Raw genomic sequence first — 20,333 nt, forward strand, 5'->3', positions numbered from 1 at the left:
CGGAACAGACAGCTGCGGCTGTCTGTTTTTTTACATGCTCAGCCAACTGGCGTGGTATACTAAAAGACATCAAATTGGTACAAAACTATCGGAGGAATTATCCAATGAAACATTTAGCAGGCGGCATTCAATGGACAGTTTTCCTCATTGCCTCATCGATTGCCGCACCTATCGCAATTGCACACGTATTCGGGATGGATCCCGTTGCGACATCACTCTTCATGCAGCGGACGATTTTCGTACTCGGCATAGCCTGTCTGATACAGGCGTTCTGCGGCCACCGCATGCCGATCAATGAAGGACCCGCCGGATTATGGTGGGGAATTTATGTAGTATACGCAGGCATGGTCGGCATCTTTTATTCCACCGCTGCAGATGCACTGCAGGCATTGCAGAGCGGCATGCTGTACAGCGGTATTCTCTTTATTATTTTGGCAGCGACCGGTGTCATCACGAAAATGAAGGCGCTGTTCACCCCGGCCATCACTTTTACGTATTTATTGCTGCTGATTTTGCAGTTGAGCGGAACGTTCATTACCGGAATGATCGGTGTGGAAAATGCAGGAGATTATCTGGATCCTGCCGTTTTGGGCGGGAGCCTGCTGGTATTGCTGGTTACATTTGCGGCTATGGCCAATAAACGCCCGTCTGTGTCCAAATATGCCGTGCTGATATCGATTGGACTCGGCTGGGGGATTTTCCTGCTGCTCGGCAAAACGCCTGCAGTCGCCAAAGTGTCTGATCAATTTATTCAGCTGCCCAAGATGTTTGTTTACGGCCCGCCGGTTTGGGACAGCGGTGTGCTTGTGACAGCTGTTTTCATTACGTTTTTATTAGTGGCCAATATGCTCGCATCCATTCGTGTTATGGAACATTTATTGGAGCATTCTTTCCAAATCACACCGCCTGATCGTCTGCGTCAGGGTGCCTTTGCGTCAGGTGTAAACCATCTTATTGCCGGTTTGTTTTCGGCGATCGGGTCGGTGCCGATATCGGGTTCTGCCGGATTTGTCGGCACGACGAGGATGCCTTCCATAAAGCCATTTATGATAGGAAGCACATTTTTAGTGCTTATCACTCTTTTCCCGAGTGTCATGGCTGTATTTGCCGCGCTGCCCGCGCCGGTCGCCTATGCGGTGACATTCGCGATTTTCACCAAGATGGTATCAATGGCGTTTAACGAACTGGATGCAGATCCCGAAAAGGAACGCGCGCGCCAGGCTGTTGCATTCGGCTTAATGGTCGGAGTCGGGACCATGTTCGTGCCGGCAGAAAGTTTATCGCAGCTTCCCGCCATTGTTGCTTCTACGCTGTCCAATGGCTTGATTACCGGTACCATTCTGGCAATATTAATTGAACAGTTCATGATATACCGGAGCAGGAAGCGAGCGAGTAACTAGCCTGGGAATCGGTTCTGCATGTGCCGCATCGAGTAGTGCCGTGAATATTGCAGTGCCACGTCGTACCGCGCCAAAAACATCCTGTGCCGCACCAAAAAGCAGGGCGGCCGAACGTAACTGAGCCGGCAACGAACCAAAACAGTCGTTCACCGCACATTTCCCAACATTCGCTAATCAGAACAAAGTAAAGCTGCCCGAAAGCCGTATATCACTGACTTTCGGGCAGCCTACAGTCATTCACTTCAGGCGTTTTACCTGGCTGTTCTTTTCTTTTTCTATGATCTGCCGGGTGAGCATCTCGTTGATCTCATTATAAGACGGCCCTGATTCCGCATTCAGCCGTTTCACTTCCTCGATATCGGTACCTGCCACCGTGTACTTTTTCTTTTCCATTTTACTCACTCCTTTTTTTCACTGATGCACGATAGGCTTCTTTAATTGCGTCCCGATAATCTTTGCCGGTCGCATATTCACGGGCCCGCATCTTTTCTGCAATATTTGCTTCGAACTCTAAACCCATTTCCTCACTTCGCTGATTCTTATGAAATAATTCACGCACTTGGTTATTCATCGCTGATTCCTCCTTCATGCATGTAATATGGCTTATTCTGTATAAAAAATGTATATCAATAGAGTTTTCATTGAAAGAAGGAGGATTCGCCGTCGAAATGTCGAATAAAGGTAAAGTAGTGAAATTATTCTGAATTGAGAGAGAGGGAAAGTGGATGAGTAAAAAAGTGTTGATTCTCGGCGGAGATGCCGTAGAAGCGCTGGAGATTTTCTATCCGTATTATCGCTGTTTAGAAGAAGGATTTGAGACTGCGATTGCCTCACCGTCTGTGAAAAAGTTGTACACGGTCACACATGACTTTATTGATGGGATGGAGACATATGTGGAAAAACCGGCATATGGTCTGGATTCACATATTGCTTTTGTAGATGTGAATCCCGCTGATTACGATGGACTCATTATCCCGGGCGGTCGGGCACCGGAGTATATTCGTCTGGATGAATCGCTGCCGGGAATTGTACGTCACTTCTTCGAAGAAAACAAGCCGGTGGCGGCAGTCTGTCACGCTGCACAGGTTTTATCCGTCATCCCGGACCTGATGAAAGGTAGAGAGTACACAGCATACATCGCTTGCAAGCCGGATGTCACTGCAACAGGTGCTACTTATATCGAAAAAGATCTTCACACAGAAGGCAATCTAGTGTCAGGTCACGCATGGCCAGATTTGCCAGGCTTGATGCGAGAGTTCATGAAAATGATGAATAAGTAATTTACAAAAGACGCAAATCCCTATGCAGAAGGGCTTTGCGTCTTTTTTGTATAGAATGTATAAAGGAAAGCTGCTTACTATTTAGATAAATCTGGTATTATAATAGCATATGAAACAGGGGGAATGTATAAAGTGAGACCAAAATTAGATAAAAAATTAAAAGTAAATGAATTTCGAGATTTTTATTGGTTGAAAGAGGAATTACAAAATTTTTGCAGGGAATCTGGTATGAGTGCAGCTGGATCTAAAACTGAGATCACGGACAGAATTGCTATATTTCTTGAAACAGGAGAAATACAAAAGCCAATAAGGAAAAGAAGCTCTTCCTCGCAAAAAATAAAACTGGAAGACTTAAGTTTAGATACGGTCATTACAGAAAATCATCGTTGTAGTCAGGCAGTTAGGGCTTTCTTTAAATCAGTCATTCCAACATTTCATTTCTCCACTTATATTCAAAATTATTTTAAGGAAAATACAGGGAGCACATATCGCGATGTTGTTGCAGCATGGCTTGAGGAGGAAGAAAGGAAAAAAGAACCATCCTATAAAAGACAAATCGGTTCACAATTTGAATACAATCAATTTACAAGAGACTATTTTTCGGATCCGGAAAATAAGGGGAAAAACAGAGAAGATGCAATTGAAGCTTGGAATATTATAAAAGCATTACCTGGCAGCAATAAATACAAAGGATAATCGTAAAAGCTGTCCCTCATGCGGGAAGAGTCCCAGCGGCACAATAAATTCATGCTGTTAAATACCAACCATAAATAAAAACATGAACAGCAGAATGAAAAATGGAATCATTAGCGCTAACAGTATACCGACAATAATCATAATCGTTCCAAAACCTCGCCATGCGGAAAACTGATGGACCACACCGATCGACTTTGAAACGATTACCGTACTGAATACACCGAGACCAATCATCAGCAGATTTGAAAACAGGGTCACGCCGAACGGCACTGGACCCGAAAACGGCATAGTACTCGAATCAATAAATAAATCCTTTCCGTAGATCGCAAGCATCAGAAAATTAAAAGGAAACATCCAAATCATCGGGATGGAGCCAAGAAGCGTCACTGTCGCCATGTCTTTAAAGTTTCCGCTCCCGCCAAGCCATTTGCCTACCCACGTGTAAAGCCCGGCATTGATGAACCAGCCGATGACTCCGCCGGTAAAAGAAAAAAACACGCCAATCATGACAATTGCAATGAGCGGCAGTCCCAATAGAAACCCGGAGTTCTCAAAAACCGTTAATCCCAAGCTCAGTGAGGTCAAAGCTAAAATAAAAACGCTGTAGCTCCATGTTTTATGTTCCAATACATATTCAATTGTCCGTTTCGGCTGTGTCCAAATGGTCAGTAATGAATTCATAAATTATCAGGCTCCTTTCACTTCCTCTTTACATCCTATACGTTTCCCCGCATCCATATGTTTCATTTTGCTTCCTTCAATCCTGAATCAGTTAAATCTTATGCAGATTTGCTATACTTTTTCTATCTGTTATTCAAGGAGGACAAATTCATGACAACTTTATTTTCACCTTTTACAATTCGGGGAGTAGAGTTCAAAAATCGTATCGCCATGTCGCCGATGTGTATGTATTCTTCGCATAATCAAGACGGAAAAGTAGAAGACTGGCATAAAACTCATTATCCAACACGTGCGGTGGGCCAAGTCGGACTGATTATCGTCGAGGCGACAGCGGTTCAGCCGCAGGGCAGAATTTCCAGCGAGGACCTCGGTATTTGGTCAGATGAACATATTGAAGGACTGTCAGAAATCGTCCGCTTAATGAAACAGCATGGTTCACGTACGGGTATTCAGCTGGCGCATGCCGGCAGAAAAGCGACGGTAGACGGGACAATCTACGCACCAAGTGCGATTGCATTCAGCGGGGAATATAAGACGCCGGCTGAGATGACAAATGAAGATATTAAAGAAACGATCGAAGCTTTTAAGGCGGCTGCTGTACGATCTAAACAGGCAGGCTTCGAAGTAATTGAAATTCACGCGGCACATGGTTATCTGATCAATGAGTTTTTATCGCCGCTTTCTAATAAGCGGACTGATGAATACGGCGGCTCTGCAGAAAATCGCTATCGGCTGTTGCGACAAGTGATTGACGCCGTACGTTCGGTATGGGAAGGACCGCTGTTCGTCCGTATTTCTGCAGAGGATTATACGGAGGGCGGCATGGATACATCGCAGTACGTGGAAATGGCACGCTGGATGAAAGAGCAGGGCGTGGATTTAATCGATGTCAGCTCAGGTGCAGTCGTCCCGGCAAAAATTAATGCATTTCCCGGTTACCAAGTGCCTTACGCAGAACAAGTCCGCAAAGAAGCAAATATTCCCACTGGAGCGGTTGGACTGATCACTTCTGCGGTGCAGGCGGAAGAAATTCTGCAGAATGGCAGAGCGGATATCGTTTTGCTTGCGCGGGAATTGCTTCGTGATCCTTATTGGCCGTACACTGCCGCGAAGGAACTGGGAGTTGAAATCGAGCCGCCTGTTCAATACAGCCGAGGCTGGACGTTTTCTTAAGTTTTCTGTTTGTAAAACACCATCTCCGCACGAATTTCTTTATCGAGATGCAATACTGCAAATGAATAGTGGGGCAGTTTGCGTTTATCGGTGGGGGAGCCGGGGTTGATGATCAGTGTCTGATTCATATAACGAAGCATGGGAATATGGGAGTGTCCGAATACGAGCACATCGAGCGGTACCCCATCGAAAGCTTCCATTGCACGTCTTTCAGTTGTCTTTTTCTCTCCGTGTCCATGCACAATCCCAATACGAAAACCTTCCGCTTCAATCACTTGCCGAAGCGGAAATTTCTCTTTCATTTTGTTGTCATCCACATTTCCAGTTACCCCCTGCACTTCCGCAAATTCTGACAGCATTTCGCAGACTTCTATCGTTTTCCAGTCTCCTGTATGTAAAATTAAATCAGCTGTTTCGCATTCCTGAACGAGCCGCGGCGGCAGTTCTTTTCCTCTTCCAGGAATATGCGTATCGCCTGTAATGACAATTTTCATTAGAATCCGCTCCTTTAGATTTGCTGTCTATATCATTGCCTTTCTTAGTGAATAGCAAACAAACCCGGCGGACATACTACTGGTGAATTGGAGGGAATATAATGGAGGAAATCACATTTACAGACGCTGTGCTTCAGGATTACAAAATGGGTATGGGCATGATGATGGAGAAGGTACCGAGCTTGGTAAAATCGTTCAATGCGTTTTCGGAAGTCGGTTTTGAGGAAGGCGAAATCAGCCAGAAACATAAGCATTTAATCGCATTGGCTGCCAGTGTTTACGCTCACAGCGAATACTGTATCGTCTACCACACGAAAGGCTGTGTTGACGCAGGATGTACAGAAGTGGAAATTTTAGAAGCAGTAGGCGTGGCGGCTGCTCTGGGCGGCGGCAGTGCATTGAGCCAGGCAGTGACACTGGTCATGCAGACAGTCGACGAATTGACGGAAGACCCGAATCCTATCCAATAATATGCCTGCACCTTATCGAATAAACTCGGTAAGGTGTTATTTTTTGATTAGTACATTGCAATGCAATGTACATCGTGCTAGTATGTATATAAAGAGGTGAATAGAATGGATCAGGAAATGATGAAAGGCAGTATCGACTTGATTTTATTATCACTGATTTCGCAGCGTGATTTATATGGCTATGAGATTGTCAAAGTTTTAAAAGAGTTAAGTAACGACACGTACGAAATGAGTGAAGGTACACTATATGCTGCTCTTAAGCGACTGGAAAAAAAGAGCTGGGTGGAGTCGTACTGGAAGGAAACGGATAGCGGCCGGAGGAAATACTACCGGCTGACTGATGAAGGCGGTTTGGCACTGGAGAACAAGCAGGAAAACTGGGAGTGGATGAACGCACTTGTCCGCAAAAGTTCGGATGGTCTGACATGAGTGAAGTATTTGAGCGTTTTGTCAAGGGCATCGTCAGGCAGACGGACAGTAATCAGGAAGAACGCAATGATTTGAGCGAAGAATTGCTCAGTCATCTGCAATGTGCGTTTGAAGACCTGCATAATCAAGGGTATTCGAAAGAGGAGGCGGTTCAGATGGCTATGTTGAATTTTGGCGACGACAAAGAAGTAGGAAAACAGCTGCAGCAGGCGATGTATCCATACCGAAGGGAAATGATGCTGATTCTTTCAAGTGCCTCATTGATTTTTGCATACAGTGTATATGCACTGCAATTATTTACCCGCGGCGACGCTCATATGATCTGGTTGCTATTAGCCGTAACAGTAAGTGCATTCATTTTAATTGTCACACTGCGTCCAGTTCAATCGATGAATCGCCGCCTGTGGATGAATGGGCTGCTGCTCAGTCATATAGCGGTATTTGCTGCAGGCAGTCTGCTGGCTGCGGATTTAGATTTAAGTTATTCCGCCGTACTGAGTATATTCTCGTACGCCATTGTGCTGCTTTCTATTATTCTAGTTTACCGTACGACTATTTATGATTTTCCTTCATCCAAACAGTCGCTGCAAAAACATGCGAAGTGGATTCATTTTATTAATATCACCATAGGAATTATTCTGACTTTTATTACATTATTCTTTGTTTGGGCAATCATGCTGTTCGCTGGAGAAATGAATGCTGTATTCTTGGTGATTCTGATACCGCTTATATTATGGGGGATTTTCTATATGGTCCAGCTGAAGCTCTTAGCTTTGAAGCTGAAAGCACCCGCTTATGCTGTGGCGTTTTTTGAAATACTGCTGGTTGCGGCAGCTGCAGGTATTTGGCTGTTCAGAACATTTGGGCTTACGGGAATGTGAAGGGGGAAACTATATGAAAAAATCGCTGGTAGTCTTATTAAGTTTTATAGCGTTCCTGACGTTTGCATTCATTATTCTCGGGTTGATGTTCGACAAGGATGACAATGAAAAGCAGGCAGGATTGACGGATGTATATGATATATCCGCAAACGGGGATATTGCTTATATAACATATGAAAAAGGGGTTGCGAACTTATTTGTCAGCAACGAAGAAAAACCTCTTGTACAATTGCCGGTTGAAGATGCAATTACTGATACTGTATTTTCCAGTGACGGCAAAATGCTGGCCTACACGGTGGCGGAAAAAGAGCTTGAAACGAGTGAAGAAACAGAAGTGCATATTTATGATTTGGAAAAAGAGGAAGATAAAATGGTCTTTTCCTCAGATTCTCTGATTACGGAATTAGTGTTTGATCCGAAGACTCCGGATGTACTGTTTTATTTGCAGGCGGGTATCGTGACGAATTATTCGCCGGTCGCTTCGGAAAGACCTCATGAATTTGATGTATACAGTTATCATTTAACAGAGAAAAAACAGACGAAACATACGGATATGAAGAAATACAGTATGATGTCTCTGCAGGTATCGGCAGAAAAAAATTCTGTATTTGTACAGATGGATGATGATGAGCATGCGGAAACGGCAGATGATATATTTTCTTCGAGTCAGCGAATTTTTGAAATTCCACTGAATAATCCAGATGAAAAGTCGATAATCAGCAGTCCGGTACAGGCAGACGATATTTACGATTTTGTCATTATCCCGGAAAGTCAGGAAATTGTTTATCAGGCAGTCGGGGGGACAGATGAAAACGGGACCTATGAATATGAACTGTTCACTTTTAATTGGAGAACGTATAAGACGGAACAGCTGACGGCATTAAAAGAATCCTCATCGAATCCAAAACTTGGGGCGGATGATAAAATCTATTTTATGGTAGACCGCGGCTTTGGTCAGCGTACATCTGACTACCATTTATATAGAATTGACAGAGACGGGAAAAGTCCAACTGAAGTGAAACTTAATGCTATAGACTAGATGGGAGATCAGCGGTTCTTTTCCAACTGAATGACCCGATACGCTCTATGAACTTGCAGCCTGATATGTTTCATTACCAGAAAGTTAGGGTATTCATAGTACAGTATAGTAAGTCGAAGGGGGATAAACCGTTGATCCAGACATCAAATGCTTTATTGACGAAAGAAGATTTTTCAGAGCGCAAAGATTTGCCGGAGTGGCTGCTGCAGGAATATCAGACATTCCATGATATTGTGACTGATAAAACATTTCCCTGCTATTTCGGTATGAGCGGGGAATTAAAGGGCGAATTACGATATGCCTATATCTCTCAGGACGATTGGTCTGATCTTCCTGAAGCATTGGAAGCTTTTTTGGCCTTATTTGATAACCCTAAACATAAGCGGCACGGGCTGTTTGTATTTGTTGAGCCGTTTGAAACCGAAGGATCGCTGGAAGAGTACCGTCAGCAGTTTTGGGATATTCTTCAATATTTACATACGGAAGATAAAGTGGAGTGGCCTGCCGACGCACCGCGCGATCCAGATCATCACTTATGGGATTTCCGTTTTCATGGAGAGCCGATTTTTGCCTTCGGAAATGCACCTGCCTACAAGCAGAGGAAAACGCGCGATCTCGGTAACGGCATGGTCATTGGATTTCAGCCGCGAAAAATATTCAAAGGTTTAGAAGGTACAGAGAAAGGCGGCATCAACTCGCGGGAAAAAGTTCGGGAGCGGGTAGAAGTCTGGGATAATCTGCCGAAGCATCCGGATATCAGTCACTTTGGAGATCCGTCACATAATGAATGGAAACAATTTTTCATCGGCGATGACTGCGAACCCCTAACAGGGAAATGCCCGTTCAGCCATAAAGAAATGTAAACAGGCGATACCTCAAAGGGTATCGCTTGTTTACTGAAAATACATATTCAGTGCTTGCTGCAAGGTGCCCCATGTCTGTGTCTGTGAATCGAAGACAACGCCTAGTGCGATAATATTTCGCACAACCTCGGGCTTAAGTCCGGTGATGATCGCGTGACAACCCATCATTTTCGCCCCTTCAATCATCTTCAGAAACTGATCAACTACTTCTGTATCCATTTCTGCTATACCTGATAAATCGATAATCAGCGTTTGGATTTGCCTTTTGGAGATCTCCGTCAAAACCCGTTCTTCCATAATTTTAGCGCGGAAATAGTCCAAGGTTCCAATTAACGGCAGAATACTCACTACCGGCGTAATGGGAATAATCGGGACCGATAAATTTTCAACCAAATTGCGCTGTTCGCGAAGCAGGGCATCTTTATATGTAGAATAATTAATGAAAAATTCATTTAAAAAGAGATCGATCCGATTATTGACTTGTTCTTCTAATTCAAAAAAGTCATAGTTCTTGATGTTATATTCTTTTATCATCCGCTGAATGAAGATCCACAAAGTCCGGCGAATTGCTTGCACCCATTCAAGTTTTAGATCAAGAGTCAATGAAAAAGTCGACCAGGCAATACCTTCCTGTTTGGCAAATTTGTATAAATTCTCTTCTTCACCCCAAATAACATACGTAACGAGTTTATGTGCATTATTTATCAAATCGATATTACCGATTTGCAGAATCTCTTTGACTTTATCCTTTACGTTGACAGCCTGTTTGAAAAGCTCCTGCTCAAAGGCTTCTTTATGCTGTGCTAAAAATTCTTCTGCTGTATGTTGATTAAAAGAGCTGTTTACCATTATGTTCACCTCAGAATATACTTTAGATACGTGCATGTGTTTACCCTTATATGCCAACTGATAAACGTAATTCTGATAACTATTAGGGAGCTGTGTGAGTATGCGCCAGTTCCTCGATTATTTCTTTTACACTGCCTCTTCTGCACAGATGCACATTCTTACCGGCCCACAATGACAGATACTCTGATTTCCCTTGCTTTGCAGCAGCGCTCCTCAGCGGTTTAGTCAAATCATTTTGAAACGGATACGGCGCAATGGGGGAGTTCTCCATTTGATTAATGAAAGAATTTTTTATGCCGCGTGCCAATTTACCTGAAAATACTTTTGTCAAAACGGTAGATTGTTCTTCGGCTTGCAGAAGGGCTTCTTTATAATGCGGGTTGGCGCCGCTTTCATTTGCCGTAAGCAAAACTGTACCAATCTGTACAGCTGCAGCTCCTACTTTCTGCAAACGGTCAATCTGTTCTTTTGTTGCAATACCGCCCGCAGCAATTATCGGAATTTGAATGATCTTGCGGGCTTCATCCAACAGCAGATCCAGCGGCACTAATTCCAGATCACCACTGAATGAGCCGCGATGGCCGCCCGCTTCGCTTCCTTGAAGAACGACTGCGTCCATACCGGCCTGCTCTGCCTGCTGTGCTTCCTTTATGGTTGTGGCAGTTCCAATGAGGCAGATTTCGTGTTGTTTTAATCTGTCAATGATTGCTTGTTGGGGGAGTCCGAAAGTAAATGAACAAGCTTGAACTTTTTCTTCAATAATCACATCGATTTGATCTTTAAACTCAGTTGATGAAAATACAGGCTTGTCAACGTGAAGCCCGAGCTGATCCGCAATCGGCTCCAATGCCTGAATCGCTTTTCTAATCTGATCTTCACTTGCTGCGGTCTTTTCAGGAACGAAAAAATTTACTTGAAATGGTTTGGAAGTCAGCTGTTTCACTTTCTGGATAAACTGCCTTGTTTCTTCTGCAGATAGGTAGCCGGCTCCGATAGAACCCAGTGCACCTGCTTCTGAACAGGCAGCCACAAACTCAGGTGTCGTCACGCCTGCCATAGGCGCTTGTACGAGAGGATATTTTGATAGATCAGTTAAAGTTTGCTGCAACTAATTCTCCTCCTAAGAAGTCATAATTTTCATGTTATGATTAAGTGTATCAAATGAAGTGGGTGGATACCAAGTGAGAGAGCTGGAAATTGAAGTTCATGGTCTACTGATAGATGAAGAAACTAGATGTGTACATTTTCATACGGAGGCAGATCGCATAGCAATCAAGTTTTACTGCTGCAAAACCTACTATCCCTGTTATGATTGTCATGAAGAAACGGGCTGTGGAGATCATGCTGTCTGGCCAGTTGAGCAATTCGATGAAAAAGCGGTGCTTTGCGGAAGCTGCGGACATGAACTGACAGTCAATGAATACATAAACAGCCATCATCGATGCCCGTCCTGCCGTTCAGGGTTTAATCCGGGCTGCAGTTTACATAGAAATTTATATTTTGCCGCAACCGAGCCAGGTCATAGTGTGAAGAAACTGATAGAAGTTGATCCATACCATTAACTTGGTGTATATTTGAATTATTACAAAAAGGGAGATTAGCCTATGTTATCGAACATTGTAGTAGACGTTTTCACAGATATAATCGAACAAAACGTCACAGGGGTACAGTAAAAATAACCCCTTTACTGCGACCCCTGAAAAATGGGGGAATCTAAATTGATCAAGAAACATGTACAGAGTTTTTTAACAGGAAAAAAAGTAACCTTGCGCAAAATTACAAAAGAGGATTACGAGAGCTATTCTAACGTTGAGGACATAATGGAAAGTCGTCTGCTAATGAACGATGGTATTCCATTTCCACCAACTGAAGCAGATCATGAAAAGTTTCTTGGAGAAATTAGCTCTGAGAAAGATGACTATATGTTTGCCGTTGAACTTAAAGATGAAAAAGTATTCATTGGAACTATAGCTGTTTATTTGGTTAACTGGAACAATGGCACTTGTCATGTTGGGATCTCGATTGGTCCTGACTTCCAGGGGAAAAGTTATGGAACAGATGCAATGAAAGTTTTGCTTAACTTTATTTTTAATTATATGAATGTAAATAAGGTTAAACTTCAAGTTTTTGGTTTTAATCAAAGAGCTATTGGCTCTTATGAAAAATGTGGATTTCAGTTAGAAGGCACTTTTAGAGAAGAGCTTTTTAGATTTGGTAAGTACCATGATATTCTTGTCATGGGTTTGCTAAGAAAAGAATGGGAAGAGACGTTAATTTAAACAAATAAATGAGAGAGCAAATCAGTAAGCTGGTTTGCTCTTTTTTATTAAAAGAGGTAGAGAAATGTTTGCTTATAAATACAAGATGTTAATAGATGATTTTGTAAACGGGCTGATTACTGTTGAAGATTTTGAACGTAACTATCTATATACATTTAAAAATGAGACAGAAAGAATGGATAACATCCTGTTTGAAATTTTAAATGGAGTTTTTGAAGCAGTTGATTGCTATTGGCACGAATGTCTCCCTGGGCAAGAAACTTCTTTTGAAATATCCGAACATCAACTAAGAAAAGAAGTAAGTGAAGCACTTGTTAAACTAAATAAAGTGATGAATAATCCTTAGCTCTTATTCAATGTTATATAACTAACAGGAATGTTTCTGTAACAAGGGGCCTCGATTTCATCAGTGGAATAGAGTAAAGAGTTATTATGACGGCATCTCATTCCTTTCAGAAGAGTCTCTTTCTATCAGTAGTCTGCCACATTCATTTCCTCTTCAAAAATTTCTTTCATCCTGCCGGAAGCTTTTCCTCCATACGTAATGTAGCCTGTTGCGGGCCAATACAATGATCTTGTCATGGAACCGTCTTCCAGTTCTATTCCAAAGAAAACACGTTTTCCTTCAAATAATTCATACTCCTCTTTATATGGAAGCGTTAGCAGTTCCTTGATAAATTCTGCAGCATGTTCTTCAGAAAACTCACCAACCAACGATAAATCTTCTTCACTCTGCAAAATTACACGCTTCACTTTTCCTTCTATATCCAGGAAGTCGCCGATTGTTCCAAAGTTTCCGGCATCTGACACTTCATATACTTTGCCATCTGCAAAAATCCGAAATGCCGGGTCATAGCCTTTTATTTCATAGAGCTGCGTTCCTTTAGGCAAATAAGCTGCATCTCCGTTTTTCGACTTATGATTTGCTCCCGCATGCCCGTTCAGCATGTATTTCACTTTTCCGATCTCTTCTCCGGTCTCCCAATCCAGATTACGTTCATTTGTTTCGAAATTTGCACTATAGGTAGTGTCATTCCACTTCACAAAATCTACCCAGTCAATTGCAGAGTTCAGCGGGGAAGGCAGAGGATTGGAAAGTTGACCTCCAGAACAGCCTGCAAGCAATAAAGTCAGAGCAATTATCATCCGCTTTTTCATTCGGCCTCACTCCTTTAACTAGGAGACGCAATTTTTTAATAAAAGTTACACTAATTTTCCTTGAATAGCCGGGATATGGGTATAGTAACAAATAACAAGAAGTAAAAGAAAGAGGGGAAGTCAATGAAAGTTAGCTGGAATATATTTAAGATGGATCTGAAAAATATAAGCAGGAACTGGGTGGCCGCGATTCTGATCGGCGGTTTGACTTTTTTGCCGTCTTTATATGCATGGCTGAATATCTATGCGGCATGGGATCCCTATTCGCGGACTGATAAGCTGCCGGTGGCGGTCGTCAATGAAGATGAAGGCGCATTAATTCGTGAGGAGGAAATTGATGTCGGCGACCAGCTGATACAAAATCTGAAAGAAAATAAAGATATGGACTGGACATTTACATCCCGCGAGGAAGCGATGGATGGGGTAGAGTACGGTGATTATTTTGCTGCCATTTTTATTCCTAAAGATTTTTCAGAAAAACTCGGAACGGTTGTCTCAGGAGAGCCAGAAAAGGCGGAAATCGAGTATTACGTCAATGAAAAACTCAATTCCATTGCCCCCAAGATTACGGAGAAAGGTGCCTCCGTCATTGTTGATAAAGTGAGCAGCCGCTTCATTTCCACAGTGAACGGTGTAGTGCTTGATTTATTCAATGAACTGGGTATTGAAATTGAAAAGGATCTGCCGGATATTAAAAAGTTCGAGGATTATGTATTTGAAATCCAAAAAGAACTGCCCGGTATTCATCAGACGTTGGAAGGGATTGCGGGGGATGCAGGTTCTGCACAGAAAATTATTCATCAGGCGCAGAAAATGATGCCAGAAGTACAGCAAACGACTTCAGAGGGACTGCAGACGGTAAATGACACGCTCAGTCAGCTGACTGCTGCACAGCAGCAGTTGAAAGCTGCGGCACCGAGAATCAAAGCAGATTTGAAAAAAATAACGGAGATCACGAAAGAAACCAATGCGTTCCTTAAAAAAATCCAGCAGACCGAGCTCGATTTTACAGAGTGGGACCGCGCAAAGAAAAGTCTGGATGAACGGGTGACGGGAAGTATAGAAAAGCTGGGTGGACTCGAGGCTGATCTCAACCAGGTGAAGGATTTAGCGGTGCAGCTGAATGAAGCGAAAAACCAGCAAACAGGTGTTATTGATCCCGAACCGCCGGCTATTACTGTTCCTATTGATGCATCTTTACAGAAAATCGAAAACATGAAAAATCAGATGACAGAAATCCAGACGAATGCAAGGACGATTGATTCACTGGTGCAGGACGAGCAGGAACGGGTGAAAAATGGAGTCAAGGATCTGCAGGCAATTGCCGCGGATACATCGGTGAAAGCAGATTCTTTTTTGAAAGAATACACTGAAACGATTGAGCCGTTCGTTCAGCAGGAAATTGCGCAGGCCATCAAAACCTTGGGCACGGCAAAAAAACTGCTGACAGAAGTGCAACAAACAATACCGGAAGTTCAGCGGATACTTGTGGATACGGATGGGAATCTGACCAACGGTAAACAGCAAGTGGAGAAAGCACTCAATGAATACCCGTATGTCTACAGTAAAGTGAACCAGCTTGCCAGCAGGATTAAAAGTATTCAGGGTGAGACGGACATCAATGAAATCATCCAGCTGCTGCGAAATGACCCGCAGGCAGAAAGAAGCTTCTTTGAGGAGCCGATCATTCTTAATGAAAATAAATTATTTCCCATTAAGAATTACGGGACGGGGATGACGCCATTCTATACTGTGCTTGCCATTTGGGTTGGCTGTCTTCTGTTGATTTCATTATTATCGACAGATATCCACCGGGAAGGAAAGTTTACAGCAAAACAAGTCTATATAGGAAGATTCTTTACTTTCGGCTTGATCGGACTGATTCAGTCGCTTATTGTGACAGTCGGGGATATCGTATTGCTGGGTGTCACTGTGGAGGCTCCCGTGCTATTTATACTGTTCGGCATGTTGATCAGCATGGTGTTCATGTCAATCGTCTACACCCTCGTTTCTGTATTCGGCGATGTGGGAAAAGCAATGGCTATCGTGATGCTCGTCCTTCAGATTGCAGGGTCCGGCGGTACGTATCCGATCATGCTGCTGCCTGAGTTTTTCCAATGGATTAATCCATTTCTGCCGTTTACGTATGCGATTGATCTCATGCGGGAAGCCGTGGGAGGAATTGTGTGGGCACGGGCTGTAAAAGATCTGATTTTCCTGATGGTTGTCGGCATTATTATGTTGGCATTTGGATACTTATTGAAACAAAAAGTGAATAAAGCGACGAATCAGCTGCTTGCCAAGTCACGTGAGACAGATTTGTTTCATTAAACTCCAAAAGGGAAGGATAAGTAAAAAGCGGAAAGTGAGGAATGTAGATGAAGCAGACAGACAATGCAGATGATTTGCTGGCGTTTGCAGAATCAGTGCAAAAAGGGACAGTATGGATTTATCAGGGCAATTATGCAGCGGAGGAACCGATTATGTCGGACGAAGACACAGCGGGCCGGGAACCGTTGCAAGTGCTGGATATTTTAATCGAAACAGACGACGGCTCCCGATATTTCGAATTCCTGTTTTACTCAGCTGCAGAACTGGAGGAGCTGACGAATGGACTTCAGCCCATTTATGAAAAAATTTCGAAAGAAGTGCTTAGCTCGGAAGCAATGAAGGAAAAAGTTCGAGAACTGAAGGAGTAAGCGATGATTTACGAGTTTGCCCTTCTGACGATACCTGTTGATTTGACGATTATGAAAGAGCTGACGAGCAAGGAAATTTACTTATTCTTTCTGTATCTCCTTCTAATTTTTATTGGGAAGAGTCTGCTGTTCTTTCTTCTCGATAAATTATCGGCATCTTCCCGGGCACGCCAGCATGTCGTGCCGTTTATCAAGTCGCTGGCAAACTGGGTCGCCCTCTACGGCTCAATCTTTTTATTCCTGCTGACTTTTTCAAAGAAGAAATGGCTGTTCACACCTTTTTATCAATCAAAGGGTGTGGGCATCTCGCTGTTTCTGATTATCATGATCATCCTGGTGATCACCTTTGCGAACCGGCTGGCAAAAGCGGTTACCGTGCATGTCATGCCCTATTTCTATGAACGTATGGAAGTGGAAAAAGGCATGCAGTATACCGTGAACCGGCTGCTGTATTATTTGATTATGGTCATTGGTATTGTCGTTGGTTTCCGGATTGTCGGCTTAAGCTTGACGACATTTGCCCTATTGTTCAGCGCATTAGGTGTGGGAATAGGTTTTGGAATCCGAAACGTGGCTGCCAACTTCGTATCCGGCATCATTATGCTGTTTGAACGGCCAATTGAAGTGGGAGAATATATTGAGATAGAAGGACGCGTCGGGAAAGTCGAGCGGATCAAACTTCGTTCTACGGATGTGACGGTGGAAAGGGAAGGCACACTCATTGTGCCGAATCAATATTTTATTGAGCAGATCATTAAAAGCCGTTCTTCCAAACTGGTTATTGCTGATGTGAAGTTGAACGTAAAATACACCAGCAACACAGAGAAGGTAAGCAGCTTACTGAAAGAGCTGCTGCATGAGTATATACTGCCGCTGGATGAAGTGCTGGAACAGCCTGAACCTGCCGTTCGCTATACGAATCTGGGAAGCGACAGCGTGGAAATGGTAATCGAAGTTCCCGTTCGCAGCCTGCGCGCCAAGCAGGTGGTGGAGGACAAAATCCGCCAAGTAATCGCGAAGATGATATTTGAGCATGAAGCGCAGCTGGAAGAAGCTGCAGATGAGAAACCGGCCGGCCCGGCAGAATGGCGACCGGACAATTAAAAGGCTGCCTTGAAAGTCTATTGGACTTTTCAGGCAGCCTTTTCTCTTGATTTATACTTTGAATGATCATAGAACTCCTGCAAGTGATCATACTGCCGCTGCGGGCGCTCGTACATCCTGTGCAAATGATCATTCAGCCAGCCTGCATGATCATACCGGGCAGACCATCCGCTCATATATGCTCCGTCACCGCTCATACTATTAATTATATGCGTGCAAGCGGCTGCCTTCATCTTTTTTATTCCAAGTGCTGCAAAAACTCTTCAATCGCAAATTCCCCAGCAGTTTCCCAACGGCTTTTATCATGAATTTGAGCGTCCCGGTCGAGCGGTTCCTGGAACTGATTAAACGATCCGCTGACCAACGAACTGGCATCTTTATCGAGTCCAGTGTTGACAACATGCTTGATGACATACGGTTTCCTGAACTTGATAGACGTATTATAGTCATCCAGTTCCCCTTCATATACTTCAAAAGGAACACGCAGATAAATCGTTTCACCGCCTTCTCTGTGCAATATCGAATCAAAACTGCCTTTGTGATAATCCCAGCCGCCGCCAAAATGATAGCCGTTCTGCACGACACGATCCCGCAAAGTCCCGAAAGAAGCCATTCTGCCTTCTATAGCGGTATTTAATTCGAGCATCTAATCACTCCCTTTCTATCTAGAATTCCATCTTGCCGGCCATTTATACATAAAAATAAAAATCAAATGTTTTCGTTTTTGTCAAGGGGGTAATATAAGAAAAGCAAGAATAAAAGCTAAAAAATTCTAGGAGGAAAACTAACATGTCAAAAAAACGTTATATTGGAATGTACCACGATGAGACACAACTGATGAACCGAGTAGAAGAACTGAATAATGAAGGATGGTCTGATGAAGATATCTATGTAGTAGTGAAGGATGATGATCATCTGTCCATGCTGCGCAGCCGCACATCCGCAGAAGTCAAATCAGCGGACGGCTCATGGTGGGATCGCTTTATGGGCTTCATTTCGGGAGAGGACCACGTGCACCGCATGGTTGATAGCCTTGATTTTGGGAAGGAAGATACCGAACGCTATTACAGAGAAATTGAAAACGGCGGCATGCTGCTGTATGTAGATTCAGGAGAAGCCAACCGTCACTATATGGAAAACACAGACTTTTACGGACTGGAAAGAAACAGCACGGACGTGAATCTCGGGGCTAACGGGCTGAGTGTAACTGACCAGGAATTAAACGGCGGAGATCCTGCGTACCGTTTAAATAAGACGCTGCCGGATCAGTCTCTGCGTGCGGATGATGAGTATGGCAAAGTAGGCGGCGAGGCAGTGCTTGACCGTCCGAGAGATTATTCCGCGGATACGCTGCATGATAACCGCACCGAAGAAGAACGTATGCGCTTGCATGAAGAACGTTTACAGGTGGACAAGCAGCGCGTCCGAAAAGGCGAAGTCCGACTTGAAAAAGATGTCGTTGAAGAGCCGCGTTCTGTCGATGTCAATGTCATGCATGAAGAAGTGACGGTGGAACGCAGACCGGTAACGGATGGAGGACAGTTCGATAAGACTAACTCTCCACTGGATAATACAGCCGCATTCAGAGAAGATGACGAGACCATTCGAATTCCTATTACGGAAGAGCATGTGGAAGTTACGAAAAAACCCGTAGTTACAGAAGAAATTGTACTGAAGAAACATCAGGTGGAAGAGCCGGAAACAGTTCACGAAACGGTCAGACGCGAAGAAGTGCATCTTGAAAAAGATGGAGACATCGAGGTAGATGGAGATCATTTAGATACAGATCCTCTAAATAATGATCCTCTGAATAAAAATCGATTGGATAGAGACCGTCTATAACAGCGAGAGTTCGAGCAGCAAAACATTCAGCTTGTCATCCCTCCTTCCTATACGATAGAATGAAAGAAACAGCCGGGAAGGAGACGAGGGCATGCTGAAGCATCCAGGTATCGCCGCAGTGCTGAGTTTTTTCTGGACTGGTGTCGGACAAATTTACAATGGACAAATACTAAAAGGTATTTTGCTCATTATCCTGCAAAGTATTAATGCACTACTCATGTTTGTGCTCATCGGTTTTATCACTTATCCCATTGTCTGGATCTGGGGTATGTATGATGCCTATAAGACAGCAGAGCGTATGAACAGAAACTATTAAATCACAGACTGTCCTGGAAGTGAAATTCCTTTCAGGACAGTCTTTTTTTGGTGGGATTAGAACAGGTATAGCAGCGTGCCAAACCTCATTTTTCACCGCATACAAAAAAATATATCCATATAAAAAAGAGGGTCTGCCCAAAATCGGTTCTTGAAAACTTGTCATGCCTGTATTGCAAAAATCATACTGCAGTTTAAACCCGCTTCGGCGATGGGGGATTGCCTTACGCTATGAGCCTACTGGCGAAGAGCATGCACCACTGCCTTAATTTCTGCAAAGAACGCAGAAATACGGCAAAGCGAACCCTACGCTGTTCGCTTAGCAACGGCCTATCCCGCAGTTGCGCCTTCGCTGGCGTGGTGTATCTATATCATTTTGCTTTTTCTCAGAGTGAGATTTTGTGCGTGTGATTTCATTTCTCAACTTTGCAAACGCATTGATCACAAGAACTTTAACCTCTGCAGAATAATAAGTATTGCATGAAATACCTTACCTATCTTAATAGGCCTAAATAGTATGCTCATACCGCCTACTCACACAAAAAGTCTTGAAACCCCAGCCTAGTGCACCGTAGTGAAAGCCGTCACGAAGAACGGCTTTTGCGAGTAAAAGCGTAGCGTTAGGAGCACTGGTTTTAGGCGACTCGGGGAGGATCAGCCCGACAGGTGAGACGACTTGCG

At 43.6% G+C, this 20,333-nt stretch carries 26 protein-coding genes; 17 read left to right on the forward strand and 9 right to left on the reverse strand.

Going from position 1 to position 20,333, the window contains the following annotated elements; genetic code table 11:
* Positions 1–104: 104 nt before the first annotated feature.
* Positions 105–1,400 (forward strand): purine/pyrimidine permease, encoded by a 1,296-nt coding sequence (locus NCCP2331_RS05505; RefSeq protein WP_251669131.1) that lies wholly within the window; start codon positions 105–107, stop codon positions 1,398–1,400.
* A 237-nt stretch (positions 1,401–1,637) separates the two neighbouring features.
* On the opposite strand, the gene NCCP2331_RS05510 is transcribed toward NCCP2331_RS05505, so the two are convergent.
* The gene (locus tag NCCP2331_RS05510; protein ID WP_194841089.1) at positions 1,638–1,793 is read right to left on the reverse strand and encodes a hypothetical protein; all 156 of its coding nucleotides are present in this window, start codon (positions 1,791–1,793) and stop codon (positions 1,638–1,640) included.
* Position 1,794: 1 nt separating this feature from the next.
* Positions 1,795–1,971, reverse strand: a complete 177-nt coding sequence (locus NCCP2331_RS05515; protein ID WP_153722202.1) for a hypothetical protein — start codon at positions 1,969–1,971, stop codon at positions 1,795–1,797.
* Positions 1,972–2,125: 154 nt separating this feature from the next.
* Between NCCP2331_RS05515 and NCCP2331_RS05520 the strand changes: the two genes are divergently transcribed.
* Both NCCP2331_RS05520 and NCCP2331_RS05525 read left to right on the forward strand, forming a co-directional pair.
* On the forward strand, positions 2,126–2,680 hold the full coding sequence (locus NCCP2331_RS05520; RefSeq protein ID WP_251669133.1) for a DJ-1/PfpI family protein: 555 nt from the start codon (positions 2,126–2,128) through the stop codon (positions 2,678–2,680).
* 132 nt (positions 2,681–2,812) lie between these two features.
* Positions 2,813–3,376 (forward strand): DUF6434 domain-containing protein, encoded by a 564-nt coding sequence (locus NCCP2331_RS05525; protein WP_251669135.1) that lies wholly within the window; start codon positions 2,813–2,815, stop codon positions 3,374–3,376.
* A 57-nt stretch (positions 3,377–3,433) separates the two neighbouring features.
* Here the strand turns inward: NCCP2331_RS05525 and NCCP2331_RS05530 are convergent, their stop codons facing one another.
* A complete protein-coding gene (locus NCCP2331_RS05530) occupies positions 3,434–4,057 on the reverse strand; it encodes a YIP1 family protein (RefSeq protein WP_251669137.1) in 624 nt (207 codons plus the stop codon).
* Positions 4,058–4,207: 150 nt separating this feature from the next.
* Between NCCP2331_RS05530 and namA the strand changes: the two genes are divergently transcribed.
* Positions 4,208–5,230, forward strand: coding sequence for an NADPH dehydrogenase NamA (gene namA, locus NCCP2331_RS05535; RefSeq protein WP_251669139.1), 1,023 nt, complete (start codon positions 4,208–4,210; stop codon positions 5,228–5,230).
* Here namA and NCCP2331_RS05540 read toward each other — a convergent pair.
* Positions 5,227–5,724, reverse strand: a complete 498-nt coding sequence (locus NCCP2331_RS05540; protein WP_251669141.1) for a metallophosphoesterase family protein — start codon at positions 5,722–5,724, stop codon at positions 5,227–5,229. The genes namA and NCCP2331_RS05540 overlap by 4 nt on opposite strands.
* 101 nt (positions 5,725–5,825) lie before the next feature.
* On the opposite strand from NCCP2331_RS05540, the gene NCCP2331_RS05545 reads away from it, so the two are divergent.
* The 5 genes from NCCP2331_RS05545 to NCCP2331_RS05565 all read left to right on the forward strand — a co-directional run bounded on the left by NCCP2331_RS05545 (position 5,826) and on the right by NCCP2331_RS05565 (position 9,406).
* The gene (locus NCCP2331_RS05545; RefSeq protein WP_251669143.1) at positions 5,826–6,194 is read left to right on the forward strand and encodes a carboxymuconolactone decarboxylase family protein; all 369 of its coding nucleotides are present in this window, start codon (positions 5,826–5,828) and stop codon (positions 6,192–6,194) included.
* 105 nt (positions 6,195–6,299) lie between these two features.
* Positions 6,300–6,623, forward strand: a complete 324-nt coding sequence (locus tag NCCP2331_RS05550) for a PadR family transcriptional regulator (RefSeq protein ID WP_153722195.1) — start codon at positions 6,300–6,302, stop codon at positions 6,621–6,623.
* Complete coding sequence (locus tag NCCP2331_RS05555; protein ID WP_251669145.1) at positions 6,620–7,504, forward strand: permease prefix domain 1-containing protein; 885 nt, start codon at positions 6,620–6,622, stop codon at positions 7,502–7,504. Before NCCP2331_RS05550 ends, NCCP2331_RS05555 begins: the two co-directional genes overlap by 4 nt.
* 13 nt (positions 7,505–7,517) lie before the next feature.
* A complete protein-coding gene (locus tag NCCP2331_RS05560) occupies positions 7,518–8,543 on the forward strand; it encodes a hypothetical protein (RefSeq protein ID WP_251669147.1) in 1,026 nt (341 codons plus the stop codon).
* Positions 8,544–8,674: 131 nt separating this feature from the next.
* On the forward strand, positions 8,675–9,406 hold the full coding sequence (locus NCCP2331_RS05565) for a YqcI/YcgG family protein (protein ID WP_153722192.1): 732 nt from the start codon (positions 8,675–8,677) through the stop codon (positions 9,404–9,406).
* 30 nt (positions 9,407–9,436) lie between these two features.
* Here the strand turns inward: NCCP2331_RS05565 and NCCP2331_RS05570 are convergent, their stop codons facing one another.
* Positions 9,437–10,255, reverse strand: a complete 819-nt coding sequence (locus tag NCCP2331_RS05570) for an STAS domain-containing protein (RefSeq protein ID WP_153722191.1) — start codon at positions 10,253–10,255, stop codon at positions 9,437–9,439.
* Positions 10,256–10,337: 82 nt separating this feature from the next.
* Positions 10,338–11,363 carry an NAD(P)H-dependent flavin oxidoreductase gene (locus tag NCCP2331_RS05575; protein ID WP_251669149.1) on the reverse strand — a complete coding sequence of 342 codons (1,026 nt, stop codon included), beginning with the start codon at positions 11,361–11,363 and terminating at the stop codon, positions 10,338–10,340.
* A gap of 88 nt (positions 11,364–11,451) precedes the next feature.
* Between NCCP2331_RS05575 and NCCP2331_RS05580 the strand changes: the two genes are divergently transcribed.
* From NCCP2331_RS05580 to NCCP2331_RS05590, 3 genes are all read left to right on the forward strand, one after another.
* Positions 11,452–11,817 carry a CHY zinc finger protein gene (locus NCCP2331_RS05580; RefSeq protein WP_376776801.1) on the forward strand — a complete coding sequence of 122 codons (366 nt, stop codon included), beginning with the start codon at positions 11,452–11,454 and terminating at the stop codon, positions 11,815–11,817.
* A 141-nt stretch (positions 11,818–11,958) separates the two neighbouring features.
* Complete coding sequence (locus NCCP2331_RS05585; protein ID WP_153722189.1) at positions 11,959–12,534, forward strand: GNAT family N-acetyltransferase; 576 nt, start codon at positions 11,959–11,961, stop codon at positions 12,532–12,534.
* Positions 12,535–12,598: 64 nt separating this feature from the next.
* Entirely contained in the window at positions 12,599–12,880 is a 282-nt protein-coding gene (locus NCCP2331_RS05590) for a colicin immunity domain-containing protein (protein WP_251669151.1), read from the forward strand.
* A gap of 125 nt (positions 12,881–13,005) precedes the next feature.
* Here the strand turns inward: NCCP2331_RS05590 and NCCP2331_RS05595 are convergent, their stop codons facing one another.
* Positions 13,006–13,692 (reverse strand): hypothetical protein, encoded by a 687-nt coding sequence (locus tag NCCP2331_RS05595; RefSeq protein WP_251669153.1) that lies wholly within the window; start codon positions 13,690–13,692, stop codon positions 13,006–13,008.
* Positions 13,693–13,815: 123 nt separating this feature from the next.
* Here NCCP2331_RS05595 and NCCP2331_RS05600 point away from each other — a divergent pair, with 123 nt between their 5' ends.
* The 3 genes from NCCP2331_RS05600 to NCCP2331_RS05610 are packed head-to-tail and all read left to right on the forward strand — an operon-like array spanning position 13,816 to position 17,495.
* A complete protein-coding gene (locus tag NCCP2331_RS05600) occupies positions 13,816–16,023 on the forward strand; it encodes a YhgE/Pip domain-containing protein (RefSeq protein WP_251669155.1) in 2,208 nt (735 codons plus the stop codon).
* A gap of 47 nt (positions 16,024–16,070) precedes the next feature.
* Positions 16,071–16,391, forward strand: coding sequence for a hypothetical protein (locus tag NCCP2331_RS05605; RefSeq protein WP_251669157.1), 321 nt, complete (start codon positions 16,071–16,073; stop codon positions 16,389–16,391).
* A gap of 3 nt (positions 16,392–16,394) precedes the next feature.
* On the forward strand, positions 16,395–17,495 hold the full coding sequence (locus NCCP2331_RS05610) for a mechanosensitive ion channel family protein (protein ID WP_153722184.1): 1,101 nt from the start codon (positions 16,395–16,397) through the stop codon (positions 17,493–17,495).
* A 29-nt stretch (positions 17,496–17,524) separates the two neighbouring features.
* On the opposite strand, the gene NCCP2331_RS05615 is transcribed toward NCCP2331_RS05610, so the two are convergent.
* Positions 17,525–17,728, reverse strand: a complete 204-nt coding sequence (locus NCCP2331_RS05615; protein WP_251669159.1) for a hypothetical protein — start codon at positions 17,726–17,728, stop codon at positions 17,525–17,527.
* A gap of 5 nt (positions 17,729–17,733) precedes the next feature.
* Complete coding sequence (locus tag NCCP2331_RS05620; protein ID WP_251669161.1) at positions 17,734–18,141, reverse strand: YugN family protein; 408 nt, start codon at positions 18,139–18,141, stop codon at positions 17,734–17,736.
* A gap of 143 nt (positions 18,142–18,284) precedes the next feature.
* Here NCCP2331_RS05620 and NCCP2331_RS05625 point away from each other — a divergent pair, with 143 nt between their 5' ends.
* Both NCCP2331_RS05625 and NCCP2331_RS05630 read left to right on the forward strand, forming a co-directional pair.
* On the forward strand, positions 18,285–19,337 hold the full coding sequence (locus NCCP2331_RS05625; protein ID WP_153722181.1) for a YsnF/AvaK domain-containing protein: 1,053 nt from the start codon (positions 18,285–18,287) through the stop codon (positions 19,335–19,337).
* 91 nt (positions 19,338–19,428) lie between these two features.
* Positions 19,429–19,653 carry a hypothetical protein gene (locus tag NCCP2331_RS05630; RefSeq protein ID WP_153722180.1) on the forward strand — a complete coding sequence of 75 codons (225 nt, stop codon included), beginning with the start codon at positions 19,429–19,431 and terminating at the stop codon, positions 19,651–19,653.
* Positions 19,654–20,333: the final 680 nt, after the last annotated feature.

Source organism: Sporosarcina sp. NCCP-2331, from assembly GCF_023707945.1.
Classification (GTDB): Bacteria; Bacillota; Bacilli; order Bacillales_A; family Planococcaceae; genus Sporosarcina; species Sporosarcina cascadiensis.